Genomic DNA, 13,770 nt, shown 5'->3' on the forward strand with positions numbered 1-13,770 from the left:
TTCGTAGTTGGGGCGAATTGCAATTCGCCCCAACGATTCGCCCCAACGATTCGCCCCAATTAATTAAAAAAAATGAAATACACCGAATCTCAATTAGAACAAGCTTTTATTAGCCTTTTGGAAACAGAAGGTTATCAATATATCAACGGAAAAGAATTGGTTAGACCTTCCAATCAAGAAGTCTTAATAAATGATGATTTACGTGCTTTTTTGTTGGGTCGATATTCCGATTTAGAAGAGATTGAACTGGAAAGTATCATCAATGAAATTGCTTTTCAATCGGCTTCTAATTTATATGAATCTAACAAATACATTTGTAAATTATTGGCAGATGGTTTGGTATTTAAACGAAACGATCCGTCAAAAAAAGATGTACATATTCGGTATATCGATATAGAAAATATCAAACAAAACTCGTTTAAAATTGTCAATCAATTAGAAATTCAAGGTTCGGAATTGCGTATTCCCGATTTAATTTTGTACATCAATGGCATTCCAGTAGTGGTGTTTGAGTTTAAAACCGCTATTGAGGAGGAAATTACCATTTACGATGCTTTTAAACAATTAACAGTTCGTTACCGCAGGGCTATTCCGGAACTGATGAAATACAATGTGTTTTGTGTAATTAGTGATGGGGTAAACAACAAAGCAGGAACGGTATTTTCTCCTTACGAATTCTTTTATGGTTGGAATAAAATTACAGGCGATGAGAAAAAAGCGTTGACAGGAATTGACACCACAACTTCAATTGTTCACGGAATGTTGAACCAAAGACGACTGGTGGATATTATTCACCATTTTGTTTTATTTCCGGATACTTCAAAAAGCGAACTTAAAATTCTGACACGTTATCCGCAATATTACGCATCGAATAAATTATATCAAAATATTTTAAAACACCGCAAACCGGAAGGTGATGGTAAGGGTGGAACGTATTTTGGCGCAACAGGCTGTGGTAAAAGTTATACCATGTTATATCTTTCGAGGTTATTAATGCGTTCAACCGATTTTGCAAGTCCAACCATCATCATCATTTCAGATCGTACCGATTTAGATGACCAATTATCAAAGGATTTTACCAATGCCAAAAAATTTATTGGCGATGAAAACATCGTCAATATTGAATCAAGAGCTGATTTAAGAGATCGTCTACGAGGAATTGAAAGTGGCGGTGTGTATTTAACAACGGTGCAAAAGTTTGCGGAAGACGCCGAAATTTTATCCGATAGAACCAATATCATTTGTATTTCAGATGAAGCCCATCGTTCCCAAGTCAATTTAGATTTGAAAGTAAAAATTGACGAAGAGAAAGGTGTCACGAAATCGTATGGTTTTGCCAAATACCTGCACGATTCTTTACCCAATGCAACCTATGTAGGTTTTACCGGAACACCAATTGATAAAACGTTGGAAGTATTTGGTGACGTGGTAGATCAATATACGATGTTTGAATCGGTAAATGATGAAATTACGGTTCGTTTGGTGTATGAAGGTCGGGCTGCAAAAGTGAATTTAGATTACAATAAAGTTCAGGAAATTGAACAATATTATGAAAATGCAGTGGCAGAAGGCGCTTCGGAATATCATGTAGAAGCCAGTCAAAAAGCCATTGCCAAAATGGAAGTCGTTTTAGGCGATGGTGACCGTATAAAAGCTATTGCGAAAGATTTTGTGGAACATTATGAAAATCGTTTGGAAGAAAACGCAACGGTAGCCGGCAAAGTAATGTTTGTTTGTGCATCTCGTGGTATCGCTTACAAATTATTTAAAGAGATTTTAGCTTTACGACCTCAGTGGGGTGAAATGATGCTTCCTGAAGGTTTAACCGAAAAAGAACAAAAGGAAATCAAGCCTATAGAGCGTGTAAAGTTGATTATGACACGTAATAAAGATGATGAAAAGGAATTGTGGGATTTATTAGGTAGTAAAGAAGATCGCAAAGAACTGGATCGACAGTTTAAGCAAATCAACTCTAATTTTAAAATTGCCATTGTGGTGGATATGTGGTTAACAGGTTTTGATGTTCCTTTTTTAGATACGATTTATATTGACAAACCTTTACAAACGCATAATTTAATACAGACTATTTCGCGTGTAAATCGTAAATACCAAGGAAAAGATCGTGGTTTGGTAGTTGATTATATCGGCATCAAAAAGAATCTGAATCATGCCCTAAGTATGTTTAATAGCCAAACTGCCGATGATGATTTTGAAGATATTTCGCAGGCGGAAATATTGGTTAGAGACCAATTGGATTTATTAGGCAAATTTTTTCATCGCTTTGATACAAAAGATTATTTCGAAGGCTCGCCTATTCAGCGTTTAAACTGTTTAAACAGCGCTTCGGAATTTGTATTACAAACCGAAGAATCAGAAAAGTTTTTTGTGAACCTAACCAAAAAGTTAAAATCTTCCTACAATTTAGTCAGCGGTTCAGAATTGTTTACAGAAAAAGAAGTAGATGAAATTCATTTTTACTTTGCCGTAAAATCAATTGTGGTGAAACTAACAAAAGGCGAAGCACCCGATACAGCTCAGATGAACCTTAAAGTTGCTAAGTTGGTAGAAGAAGCCATTATTTCAGAAGGAGTCGAAGAGATTTTTAAATTAGATGACAATAAAGCCAATGCCATTGATTTGTTCAATGATAAATTCATCGAGAAAATAGCTAATTTAGAATTACCCAATACAAAAATCAAAATATTAGAACGCTTGTTGAAGCAGGCAATCAACGATTTTAAAAAAGTAAACAAAGTAAAAGGACAAGATTTTTCCGAACGATTACAATCGATCATTAACCGATATAACGAACGCAGCGAAGGCGATATCTTAGATTATGAAGGCATCCAGTTTGATACCGCCGAGCAAATGCTGAATCTCATCATAAAACTACGAATAGAAATGGATTCTTTCCAAGATTTAGGGATTGATTACGAAGAAAAAGCCTTTTATGATATTTTGGATATGATCTGCAAACAATATGGTTTTGAATTTGAGAAAGACAAAATGCTGGAACTTGCCCGAGAAATCAAAAAGATTGTAGATAACAACGCTAAATATCCCGATTGGAGTGATCGGGACGACATTAAAGCGCAACTCAAAATGGACATCATCATCAAACTACACGAGTTTGGTTATCCACCCATTACACAAGAAGATGTATATAAAAATGTACTTGAACAAGCAGAGAATTTTAAGAAGAATAGGTAGATATGAAAAAAAGTTTTCAATGAGTGGTACAGAAACCACCTCAAAAATATTGTTCCAGAAATTTTAGAGTTTTGGGAAGATAAAACTGGACAAAATTGCAATTCTTGGGATGTAAAAAAGATGCGGACTAAATGGGGTTCTTGTATTATTGAAAAAAGAAAAACACTATTAAACCTTGAACTTGCTAAAAAGCCAAGGCATTGTTTAGAGTATGTGATTGTTCACGAGTTAATACATTTTATAGAACGCAATCACAATGATAATTTTAAGGCTCTTTTAAGCAGGTTTATGCCTAACTGGAAGACCTACAAGAGAGAACTAAACGATTTACCTGTGGCTTATTAGTTTTCTCATACTTTTGATACTATCAAATGATACTATAATAAATGAAATCGAGTTTATGAGATTGCATCAAACAATATTAAAAAAATAGTAAGTAGCGGATGAAATCACCTTATCAGATTACCGATGCCTTATTAAAATTAGTTGTGGAATCACTCATCAAGCAAAAACAAGATGACCATTACAACAAATTATTTGAATACGATAAAAAAGGAAATTCAACACCATTTATAGAGTTTATGTTGGAAATTATTTCAGCGTCATTAAACGGACTTTTGCAATCGCAATCTGTAACACTTCATACAGAGGATAGAATACGCTTATTTGCAGTCAAAATTGACAAAAACATGTTCAGCATAAACCTATAAATCAAAAAAAACACCTGCAAAAATACTTTTGCAAGTGTTTAATTTTGTCTAATAAATCGAGTGTTGATTTTAGAACTAATTTTTATTTAAAAAGAATTATCTTTTAGCGGTGATTTCGGCAATTTTTACAATAACTTGTGTAGCTTTCATGATACTTTCAACTGGAACATACTCGTACTTTCCGTGAAAGTTGTGTCCGCCTGCAAAAATATTTGGACAAGGTAATCCCATATACGAAAGCTGTGAGCCATCCGTACCACCACGAATTGGTTTTATAATTGGTTTTATATTTAATTCTTTCATCGCTTGCTCAGCAATATCAACAATATGCATCACAGGTTCAACCTTTTCTTTCATATTATAATACTGGTCTTTAATTTCACATTCAACGATTTTATCACCAAATTTCTCAGCGTATTTTTTGTTGAATTTGTTTACCATTTCGCGGATTAACTTTTTACGCTTTTTAAATTTTTTCATACTGTGGTCGCGAATAATCATGTGCACTTCTGTTTCTTCGATTGATCCATGAATATCGTTTACATGAAAGAAGCCCTCATAACCGGTAGTTTTTTCTGGCACTTCTTTGCTTGGTAATTTAGATATGAATTTATTTGCCAAAAGCATAGAATTAATCATTTTTCCTTTTGCATATCCTGGGTGTACACTTTTTCCTTTAAAGATTAATTTTACACCTGCAGCATTAAAATTTTCGTATTCTAATTCACCAATTTGGCTTCCGTCCATGGTGTATGCCCAATCAGCTGCAAATTTTGCTACATCGAATTTATGGGCTCCTCGGCCAATTTCTTCATCGGGTGTAAAGCCAATTCGGATTTTGCCATGTTTAATCTCTGGGTGCTGGATCAGATATTCCATAGCGGATACAATCTCACAAATACCTGCTTTGTCATCTGCACCTAACAACGTTGTTCCGTCTGTTGTTATTAGTGTTTGCCCTTTATATTGCAACAAGTCATCAAAATAATTTGGGGATAGAATAATGTTTTCTTCCTTGTTTAATACAATATCACCACCGTCGTAGTTATGTACAATTTGGGGTTTTACATTTGCACCAGTAAAATCGGGCGATGTATCAAAATGCGAAACAAAACCAATTGTTGGCACATCGTGCGATACGTTACTTGGCAATGTTGCCATGATGTATGCGTTTTCATCAATCGTTACATCTTCCATACCAATCTGTTTCAGCTCTTCCACTAATTGGTTGGCTAAATCCCATTGTTTTTTGGTTGATGGTGTAGTTTCTGAATTTGGATCCGATTCTGTATCTACGGTCACGTAACTTACAAATCGGTCAATAATATGTTGTTTATTTTCCATTTTTAAAATTTAAGTTTTACAAAAATATTAAAAAGGAACAATTAAAAGAAGTGTAATGCAGTTTATTTAAGGTAGATAAAACAAAAAAAGCCTAACAATATGTTAAGCTTTTTTGTGGGGAGAGCAGGATTCGAACCTGCGAAGGTTTCCCAACGGATTTACAGTCCGTCCTCGTTGGCCGCTTGAGTATCTCCCCAGACCATTTTTGCGGAGAAAGAGGGATTCGAACCCCCGGACCTGTTACAGTCAACAGTTTTCAAGACTGCCGCATTCGACCACTCTGCCATTTCTCCTTAACGTTGTTTCCTTCGTTAATTGTGATGCAAATATAGAGGGAATTTCCTATTCTGCAAGGGCTTTTGTGTGTTTTTTTTTATTTTTTTTATAACTGTTTCATTTTCAGAAATAAAAAAACAAAATTATTTTTTTGTGGGATAAACGTCTTTAATAAGCACTTTGTCGCTGTAATTGATCATTTCTACAGTAATAGGTTCTTTTTGAGCATTTTGTCCTTCAATAACGTATAATTTACCATTTTGCTCGGCAATGTTGCTTCTGTCAAAATCTACATCACCGTGGGTTAAGCACATTTTAATATCGTTCATATCTACCACCGATTGGTCGAAACTTGTTTGTGCTTTATCAGAAATTGTTAATGGTTTTGAACGTAAATCTTTTAAAACCCTACAATTGGGTAGGTAGCAAAACTCCGTATCTTTTGCATCGAAAAAATAGAATACAATGATACCGCCAATTAAAAGTCCTAATAAATAGTAAGCGAAACGCTGTGAAAATTTCATATTAAAATAATTTTGCCAAAAGTACAACTATTCTCATTTAAAGCACTATTAAATTAATGTCTTTATAATTTAAGTGAAACCATTTGCCTATTGCTTCGTTAACCAAAATTCCTTTGTACATATAAATTCCCGAACGAATGGTGTTGTCGTAGCTCACCGCATCATCTATAGAACCGTTTTCACTTAAATCAAGCAAATAGGGCGATATAATGTTGCTTATAGCCAAAGAGGCTGTTTTAGAATATTTTGCTGTGATATTGGGCACTCCATAATGAATCACGCCATATTTTGTGATAGTTGGTTTTTCGTGTGTGGTTACTTCCGATGTTTCAAAACAACCACCATTGTCTATGCAAACATCTATAATCACAGCACCTGGTTTCATGCGTTGCACCATTTCTTCTGTTACCAAAATAGGGGAGCGGTTGCAACCTTTTACGGCGCCAATGGCCACATCGCAACGCATAAGCGCTTTTGAAAGTACTTTTTCTTGTATGGTTGATGTGAAGACTTGTGTGGGTAGTGTTTTTTGTAAACGTTTTAATTTGTGAATATTATTGTCAAACACTTTCACGTTTACGCCTAAAGCCAATGCTGTTCGTATGGCCGATTCTGCCACCAAACCTGCCCCAAGAATAACAACTTCTGTTGGAGGCACACCGGCTACATTGCCAAAAAGCAATCCTTTGCCACCATTCATTCTGCACATATAATCGGCAGCAATTTGAATTGAAGCAATTCCGGCAATTTGGCTTATTGCATCTAAAAACGGATAAGCGTTGTAGCGGTCTTTGATGAATTCATAACACAAAGCAGTAATTTTCTTTTTTTCGAGTGCTGCGAAATATTCCTTTGTTTGCGTTTTTAATTGTATGGCTGAAAACAGATAGGTTTTGGGTTTCATGAGCCGTATTTCTTCTATTGTAGGTGGTTCTACTTTTAATAGAATAGGGCAGCCGAAAACTTTTTCTTTGTCGTGGGTAATTACAGCACCTGCTTCGCTGTACTTTTTATCGTCATAACTAGCTTCTACACCCGCACCTGCTTCAATCAATACTTTGTGTCCGGCTTTTACAAGCATATTTACCGATTCGGGTGTAAGGCACACCCTTTTTTCAATTTTAAAATCTTCTTTGGGAATGCCAATAAAAAGTTGTCCGCGTTTTTTACGGATTTCCAGTTTTTCCTCTTGAGGAATTAATTGCGATTTTGAAAAAGGGCTCATTGTATCCATAAATTATTCAAAATTTAATTCGCGTGTGTGTTCATTTATTATTCTGATCGAAACTTTGTGGGTTTCATCGGGTATTACATCCATAGCCATTTCGGGCCATTCTACAAAACACCACACATTTTCAGTAAAATATTCATCTAATCCCATATCATAAGCTTCTTCTTGATTTTTTAATCGATACAAATCAAAATGAAAAACCTTGCCTTGATCTCCGAAATATTCGTTTACAATTGAAAAAGTAGGACTGTTTGCCATATCGTTTACACCCAAATTTTTTGCAAGTGCTTTGATCAACGTGGTTTTTCCTGCACCCATTTGTGCTTCAAAAAGCCATGTTTTGTGCGTGCTGCTATTGATTAACTTCTTCGCCACTTCATCTAAATTTTGGATAGAGTAGGTAATGGTCATTTTTTACTTTTTTGGTGTTAATGTAATAAATGGTATAATCATTTCTTCTAGCGAAATTCCTCCGTGCTGATAAGTATTTTTAAAATAACTCACATAATAATTATAGTTGTTAATATACGCCAAAAAATAATCGCTTTTAGCAAAGATATACGAACTACTGATATTTATCGCCGGTAATTGTACTTTTTTAGGATCTTTCACCACATATACATCTTTTGGTTCATAGGTTAGTGATTTCCCTGTTTTATAACGCAAATTTAAACTTGTGTTTTTGTCACCTATCACTTGCGACGGATTTTTACAGTTAATGGTACCGTGATCGGTTGTGATAATTAGTTTAAAACCGTTGTTTTGTGCTTGTTGAATAATATCTAATAACGGAGAGTTTTTAAACCAGCTTTGAGTAAGCGAACGATACGCTTTATCGGTTGATGCTAATTCTTTTATAACTTCCATTTCGGTTTTTGCATGCGATATCATATCCACAAAATTATAAACCAATGCAATTAACTTATTGTCTTTCATTGATTTAAAATTATCTGCGAATTTTTTGCCGTCTTTTAAATTGGTGATTTTATGGTATTCGTGTTTAATGTTTATGCGCAAACGTTTTAATTGCTCTTCTAGGAAATTGGCTTCAAAAAGATTTTTTCCGCCATCGTCTGTATCGTTTTTCCAATATTGTGGCAATTGTTTTTCCATTTCTAGGGGCGTTAATCCAGAAAAAATGGCGTTTCGGGCATATTGAGTTGCTGTGGGTAGTATTGAAAAATAATAATCTTCTTTTGATACTTTATAATGTTGGTTCACGATGCCTTCAAATGCTTTCCATTGATCGTATCGCAAATTATCAATCACAATAAATAAGATATTTTCTTCGCCACGAAGCTCAGGAACTACTTTTCTTACGAATAATTTGTGCGAAAATAATGGGGCAGTTTCTTCATCATTGATCCAATCTTCGTAGTTTTTTTCTACAAATTTACCAAACTGAATATTGGCTTCTTCTTTTTGGCGTTCTAGAATCTCCGCCAAATTTTGATCTTCAATGTTTTCTAATTGCATTTCCCAAAAAATCAAACGCTTGTACAAATCGGCCCAATCTTGGTGCGAATTTGCATGCATCATATCCATCGCAATTTTTCGAAATTCTTTTTGATAATCTAAAGAAGTTTTTTCGGAAACCAACCTTGAATGGTCTAAATTCTTTTTTAAACTCAATAATATTTGATTGGGATTTACGGGTTTTATCAAATAATCGGCAATTTTAGAACCAATGGCTTCATCCATTATATATTCTTCTTCACTCTTTGTAATCATTATAATAGGAGTGGTCGATTTTTTTTCTTTTAGTTCTGCCAAAGTTTCCAAACCAGTAATTCCCGGCATGTTTTCATCTAAAAAAACAATGTCAAAATTGTCTTCATCGAACAAATCAATCGCATCTTGCCCATTGGTAGCAGTAGTTACTTGGTAGCCTTTCTTTTCTAAAAATAGTATATGTGGTTTTAAAAGGTCAATTTCGTCATCAACCCATAATATTTTAATTTCGTTCATAGCAATAATGTTTTAACCTTTTAAATGTAAAAGGGTATCAAGGCTTAAATGTACTAAAAAAACTTCTATCCATTTCTTAAAAAACACCTAAAAATTGCAAGGGTTATTTAATGCAAAAATGTTATAAACCTGAGTTCGATTAATCAGAACATTGTTAACTGATTTGTTTTTAGTTCATTATATTGTATTGAAGGTTTTTTAGGAAAAAATGAATAAGCAATTAGACCCGAAATAAGGTTTGTAAGAAAGTTTCCTATAGATCTATGTCTTGAATGTTCAATTTGACACATATTTTTCAATTCATCGTTAACTGTTTCAATAACAGAACGTTTTCTCAATAGTATTTTGTCAGACAAGGTCATTAAACAGTTTTTCATATTGTTTTTAAGTTGTGTGATTAGATGAACACCATCAACAAATAATATGTCTGCAATTTTTTTAGAGATATACCCTTTATCTGCAAAGAGTTTTCCGAAAATCCCTTTGAGAAATCCTTCATTTTTAAGAGGTTCACGGTCATCTACATTGGCTTGTGTAATAGTAAAGCTTAGAATTTCACCCTTTTCATTGATAATTAAGTGAAGCTTGAACCCATAGAACCACCCCATAGTGGACTTGCCTACGGTAGCTATATCTTTGAACACTTTATTGTTTTTGATTCGCTTGTTTTTACAAACCCTTACTGGAGTGGAATCAACAAATGAAATACCTGTACAATTGCCCATACAGCAGGTTTTTAAAAACATTGTGAGCGGAAGTATGTTGGATTGCATAAGCTCTGTAAATCTATTGTAAGACACTGTTTTAGGAAACTCAGCTTGCATATGTTTTTGAATATAGAAAATGTAAAAGTGCTTAAAGCATCTGAAACCGCTCAAATGAAAAAGAATCATAATACTTATTATTTCACTGGGTGACATCATTGGGGGTCTTTTAGATTTGTTTCCAATACTGTTTTTTTCAAGAAAAGGAAAAAATTGCTGGCAAAATTCATCAACAAGACAAAAAATTTCTGTAATTTTATCGAAATTAATCATAAGAAATAGTTGTTTAAATGTTTAACAATCAGATAATTAAATATACAACTATTTCTTTTTTTATACAATATATTTATCCTAAATAATAATAATCGAACTCAGGTTATAAATATTTTGTTTTTCGGTACATTTGTACCACTTATTAATAAAAACAACAGCAATAAACCGCTGGGTTAACTAAAAATTTTAAATGAATTATTCTTTTGTAATACCTATATACAACCGTCCGGAGGAAATGGAAGAATTGCTTTACAGTTTATCCAAACAAACCTATACCGATTATTTTGAAGTGGTGGTGGTGGAAGATGGATCAACTATTGATTGCCGTGAGGTGGTGAACAGATACAGCGATCAACTAAACATTGCTTACCACTATAAAGATAATTCCGGTCCGGGCGATTCGCGCAATTATGGCATGAAAGTGGCAAAAGGAGATTATTTCATAATTTTGGATTCAGATTGTATTCTTCCACCCAATTATTTAACGGAAGTGCATGCGTATCTCACTAACAATTATGTAGATTGTTTTGGCGGACCCGATGCTGCACATGAATCGTTTTCTGATGTTCAAAAGGCAATTAACCAAGTAATGACATCGGTTTTAACAACAGGTGGCGTTCGCGGAGCATCTGAAAAATTAGGTAAGTTTCAACCACGAAGTTTCAATATGGGAATTTCTAAAAAAGCATTTATGGAATCGAAAGGTTTTGGAAAAATTCATCCTGGCGAAGATCCCGATTTATCGATACGCTTGTGGAAATTGCATTTTAAAACTGCTTTAATAACAAATGCTTATGTTTTCCACAAACGCAGAATCGATTGGGAAAAATTCTACAAACAAGTAAATAAATTTGGAAAGGCACGCCCTATTTTAAACCAGCGCTATCCTGAATACAACAAAATCACCTATTGGTTTCCGTCGTTGTTTATTGTTGGGTTTTGCTTTTCGGTTTTGGCTATTTTTCTAGGAATATATGTATTCATTGCATTGTATGTGTTCTATTTTTTGGCATTATTCATGCAAAGTTTAGTTGCAACAAAAAGCTTAAAAATAAGTTTTTTAACTATAATTGCAAGTTTTATTCAATTTTTTGGATATGGGGCAGGGTTTTTGTATAGTTATTTTCTGTTAAATATAAAAAAGGAGGATGCTGTTGAAGCAATGCCCGAAATGTTTTTTAAATAAATGACAAAGATTATTGGAGTTACCGGCGGGATTGGTAGTGGAAAAACCACCGTGATTAATTATATCCAATCAAAAGGCTACGCCGTTTATGTGGCCGATGACGCGGGTAGAGAAGTGATGAAAAAGCCCGAAATCATTGAAAAAGTACAACAACTTTTCAATAATGATGTGTTGCAAAACGATGGTTTTTTAGATCGATCCAAAATTGCAAAATTGGTTTTCAATGATGCCCAACTTTTGAAACAATTGAACCAGATTGTTCATCCGGCAGTGAAGATTGATTTTAAAAATTTTCTTGAACGTAATCAGCACCAGCCTTTTGTTTTTAAAGAAACTGCTGTTTTGTTTGAATCGGGTGCATATAAAGAATGTAGTGCCACTATATTAATTACTGCTCCTTTAGAAATTCGTATGCAACGTGTTATGAAAAGAGATCAGGTTACAAAACAAGAAGTATTAAACAGGGTAAAAAACCAACTACCTGATGAAGAGAAATCGCTCTTAGCTACTTTCGTTGTTGAGAATATCGATTTAAACGAAACATTTAAGAGTGTTGACGATGTTTTAGAAAAAATTAAAACAATTTGATTTTTAATGTTAACTTTAGGTTAAAAGCACTATTTTTGAATTGTTAAAATGTTAAATTTGAAGTATAGTTTAAAAAAATAATGAATAAATACAGGTTTCAGTTTTTAATTGTGCTAATGAGCTTGGCTTTATTAGGCATCATTTTAATACAACTTTATTGGATCAGTGCAAGCTATCAAAACAATGATATTCAATTTCAGCACTTGGTAAATCAAACCATTGGTAAGGTGGCCGATAAAGTAAAAGAAAAAGAACGATATGCATTTAACAAGAAGTTTTATGAATATCAAACAAAAACAGGAAAAGCACTAGATAAAAAAGCCATAAAGGAGATATTTTATATCGAAAAAGACAACAGAACCAATCAAGAAATTGTTTATTCAAACATCATATCGGTTGAAAATATTAAAGATTTCAACTTTGGAAAAAAGTTCATTGACAGTGCCAGCGGATCAAAAAAAGATTATAAAAATTATATAAGCAGTAGCAAAACAGAAATATATAAAGGAAAAGAACAACCTATCGACGGATTAGAACCAGGTGTTCACAGGTCTTTAAATACGCAAAACAAACCCGATGAAGTAATTAAAAAAGAAGGGAATGTGGTAGAGTTTTTTGATATTTATTATAACGATATTGTATCCACCTATCCCATTGAAGAGCGCTTAGACAACAAAGTGTTGCAATCACTATTGAAGCAAGAGCTCGCAAATAGGAAACTTACTACCAATTTTGAATATGCTGTTTTTAATAACGGATTAGAAACATCTGTGAAATCGGGTAAATTTGTTTTCAACGAAAAAAACACCTATTCAGTGCCTATTTTAACCGATTTAGAAAATCGATCAAAATACCAACTGTATATTAGTTTTCCGCAGAAATCAAAATTTTTAGTATCCGATTTATTGCCTTTCATTCTGATATCCTTATTGTTTACAATTGTTATCATTGCGGCCTATTACAGTGCTATTAGACAATTAATCACTCAAAGGCAGATTTCAGAGATAAAGAATGACTTTATCAACAATATGACACACGAGTTTAAAACACCTATTGCAACCATAAACCTTGCTTTAGATGCCATTAAAAACCCAAAAATCATAAGCGATGAAGAAAAAGTGTTGCGCTATGTGCAAATGATCCGCGACGAAAACAAACGCATGCACGCACAAATTGAAAACATATTAAGAATATCGAAATTAGAGAAAAAAGAATTAGATATTCCCAAAGAAAAAGTAGAATTAACCGAGGTGCTCGAAGTTGCTATAGACCACGTTTCTTTGTTGATTGAAGACCGCGAAGGCGAATTGAACACGCATTTCAACACCACAAGAGATACCGTTCTAATAAACCCAACACATTTTACAAGCGTTTTTGTAAATATTTTAGACAACGCTATTAAATATTCGCCCAATGCCCCAGTTATTGATATTTATACCGAAAATGTAAAAGACACCATTATCGTACGAATAAAAGACAAAGGAGCAGGAATGAGTAAAGCTGCAACCAAAAAGATTTTTGATAAGTTTTACCGCGAACACACCGGCGATTTGCACAATGTGAAAGGACACGGTTTAGGCTTGGCTTATGTGAAACAAATCGTAGATGACCACAATGCACAAGTGTATGTGGAAAGCGAAAAAGGAAAAGGCAGCACCTTTATTATCAAAATACCATTAATAAATTAAAACGAAAC

11 protein-coding genes, 2 tRNA genes and 1 pseudogene are annotated in these 13,770 nt (G+C 33.9%); 6 read left to right on the forward strand and 8 right to left on the reverse strand.

The window, feature by feature from the left end; genetic code table 11:
• Nucleotides 1-72: 72 nt before the first annotated feature.
• The 3 genes and pseudogenes from NPX36_RS11260 to NPX36_RS11265 all read left to right on the forward strand — a co-directional run bounded on the left by NPX36_RS11260 (nucleotide 73) and on the right by NPX36_RS11265 (nucleotide 3,920).
• Nucleotides 73-3,210: a type I restriction endonuclease subunit R gene (locus tag NPX36_RS11260; RefSeq protein ID WP_257498807.1), complete on the forward strand. Its 3,138-nt coding sequence runs from the start codon at nucleotides 73-75 to the stop codon at nucleotides 3,208-3,210.
• A gap of 18 nt (nucleotides 3,211-3,228) precedes the next feature.
• Nucleotides 3,229-3,555: pseudogene (locus NPX36_RS14405) on the forward strand (SprT-like domain-containing protein); the annotation flags it as partial.
• Nucleotides 3,556-3,653: 98 nt separating this feature from the next.
• The gene (locus tag NPX36_RS11265) at nucleotides 3,654-3,920 is read left to right on the forward strand and encodes a Fic family protein (RefSeq protein ID WP_257498808.1); all 267 of its coding nucleotides are present in this window, start codon (nucleotides 3,654-3,656) and stop codon (nucleotides 3,918-3,920) included.
• 96 nt (nucleotides 3,921-4,016) lie between these two features.
• Here NPX36_RS11265 and pepT read toward each other — a convergent pair whose 3' ends face one another.
• The 8 genes from pepT to NPX36_RS11305 form a co-directional block, all read right to left on the reverse strand.
• Nucleotides 4,017-5,264, reverse strand: a complete 1,248-nt coding sequence (pepT, locus tag NPX36_RS11270; protein WP_257498809.1) for a peptidase T — start codon at nucleotides 5,262-5,264, stop codon at nucleotides 4,017-4,019.
• Nucleotides 5,265-5,379: 115 nt separating this feature from the next.
• Nucleotides 5,380-5,460, reverse strand: a tRNA-Tyr gene (locus NPX36_RS11275).
• Between the two features lie 12 nt (nucleotides 5,461-5,472).
• A tRNA-Ser gene (locus tag NPX36_RS11280) sits at nucleotides 5,473-5,557 on the reverse strand.
• Between the two features lie 126 nt (nucleotides 5,558-5,683).
• Nucleotides 5,684-6,064, reverse strand: coding sequence for a DUF4258 domain-containing protein (locus NPX36_RS11285; RefSeq protein WP_257498810.1), 381 nt, complete (start codon nucleotides 6,062-6,064; stop codon nucleotides 5,684-5,686).
• 37 nt (nucleotides 6,065-6,101) lie between these two features.
• A complete protein-coding gene (locus tag NPX36_RS11290; RefSeq protein ID WP_257498811.1) occupies nucleotides 6,102-7,298 on the reverse strand; it encodes an alanine dehydrogenase in 1,197 nt (398 codons plus the stop codon).
• A 3-nt stretch (nucleotides 7,299-7,301) separates the two neighbouring features.
• Nucleotides 7,302-7,706 carry a tRNA (adenosine(37)-N6)-threonylcarbamoyltransferase complex ATPase subunit type 1 TsaE gene (tsaE, locus tag NPX36_RS11295; RefSeq protein ID WP_257498812.1) on the reverse strand — a complete coding sequence of 135 codons (405 nt, stop codon included), beginning with the start codon at nucleotides 7,704-7,706 and terminating at the stop codon, nucleotides 7,302-7,304.
• 3 nt (nucleotides 7,707-7,709) lie between these two features.
• Nucleotides 7,710-9,263 (reverse strand): T9SS response regulator signal transducer PorX, encoded by a 1,554-nt coding sequence (gene porX / locus NPX36_RS11300; protein WP_257498813.1) that lies wholly within the window; start codon nucleotides 9,261-9,263, stop codon nucleotides 7,710-7,712.
• A 143-nt stretch (nucleotides 9,264-9,406) separates the two neighbouring features.
• Nucleotides 9,407-10,300, reverse strand: a complete 894-nt coding sequence (locus NPX36_RS11305) for an IS982 family transposase (RefSeq protein ID WP_257498814.1) — start codon at nucleotides 10,298-10,300, stop codon at nucleotides 9,407-9,409.
• A gap of 190 nt (nucleotides 10,301-10,490) precedes the next feature.
• On the opposite strand from NPX36_RS11305, the gene NPX36_RS11310 reads away from it, so the two are divergent.
• The 3 genes from NPX36_RS11310 to NPX36_RS11320 all read left to right on the forward strand — a co-directional run bounded on the left by NPX36_RS11310 (nucleotide 10,491) and on the right by NPX36_RS11320 (nucleotide 13,762).
• Nucleotides 10,491-11,486, forward strand: coding sequence for a glycosyltransferase (locus NPX36_RS11310; RefSeq protein ID WP_257498815.1), 996 nt, complete (start codon nucleotides 10,491-10,493; stop codon nucleotides 11,484-11,486).
• Complete coding sequence (gene coaE / locus NPX36_RS11315) at nucleotides 11,487-12,074, forward strand: dephospho-CoA kinase (protein WP_257498816.1); 588 nt, start codon at nucleotides 11,487-11,489, stop codon at nucleotides 12,072-12,074.
• Nucleotides 12,075-12,154: 80 nt separating this feature from the next.
• Complete coding sequence (locus NPX36_RS11320; protein WP_257498817.1) at nucleotides 12,155-13,762, forward strand: sensor histidine kinase; 1,608 nt, start codon at nucleotides 12,155-12,157, stop codon at nucleotides 13,760-13,762.
• Nucleotides 13,763-13,770: the final 8 nt, after the last annotated feature.

This window comes from Paenimyroides aestuarii, from assembly GCF_024628805.1.
GTDB classification, from domain to species: domain Bacteria; phylum Bacteroidota; class Bacteroidia; order Flavobacteriales; family Flavobacteriaceae; genus Flavobacterium; species Flavobacterium aestuarii_A.

Excerpts from the sequence above, each read along its gene's own strand:
- tsaE (WP_257498812.1), bottom strand. The coding sequence starts at position 7,706 with ATGACCATTACCTACTCTATCCAAAATTTAGATGAAGTGGCGAAGAAG.
- NPX36_RS11290 (WP_257498811.1), bottom strand. The coding sequence starts at position 7,298 with ATGGATACAATGAGCCCTTTTTCAAAATCGCAATTAATTCCTCAAGAG.
- NPX36_RS11320 (WP_257498817.1), top strand. The coding sequence starts at position 12,155 with ATGAATAAATACAGGTTTCAGTTTTTAATTGTGCTAATGAGCTTGGCT.
- porX (WP_257498813.1), bottom strand. The coding sequence starts at position 9,263 with ATGAACGAAATTAAAATATTATGGGTTGATGACGAAATTGACCTTTTA.
- NPX36_RS11265 (WP_257498808.1), top strand. The coding sequence starts at position 3,654 with ATGAAATCACCTTATCAGATTACCGATGCCTTATTAAAATTAGTTGTG.
- NPX36_RS11260 (WP_257498807.1), top strand. The coding sequence starts at position 73 with ATGAAATACACCGAATCTCAATTAGAACAAGCTTTTATTAGCCTTTTG.
- pepT (WP_257498809.1), bottom strand. The coding sequence starts at position 5,264 with ATGGAAAATAAACAACATATTATTGACCGATTTGTAAGTTACGTGACC.
- NPX36_RS11285 (WP_257498810.1), bottom strand. The coding sequence starts at position 6,064 with ATGAAATTTTCACAGCGTTTCGCTTACTATTTATTAGGACTTTTAATT.
- coaE (WP_257498816.1), top strand. The coding sequence starts at position 11,487 with ATGACAAAGATTATTGGAGTTACCGGCGGGATTGGTAGTGGAAAAACC.
- NPX36_RS11310 (WP_257498815.1), top strand. The coding sequence starts at position 10,491 with ATGAATTATTCTTTTGTAATACCTATATACAACCGTCCGGAGGAAATG.
- NPX36_RS11305 (WP_257498814.1), bottom strand. The coding sequence starts at position 10,300 with ATGATTAATTTCGATAAAATTACAGAAATTTTTTGTCTTGTTGATGAA.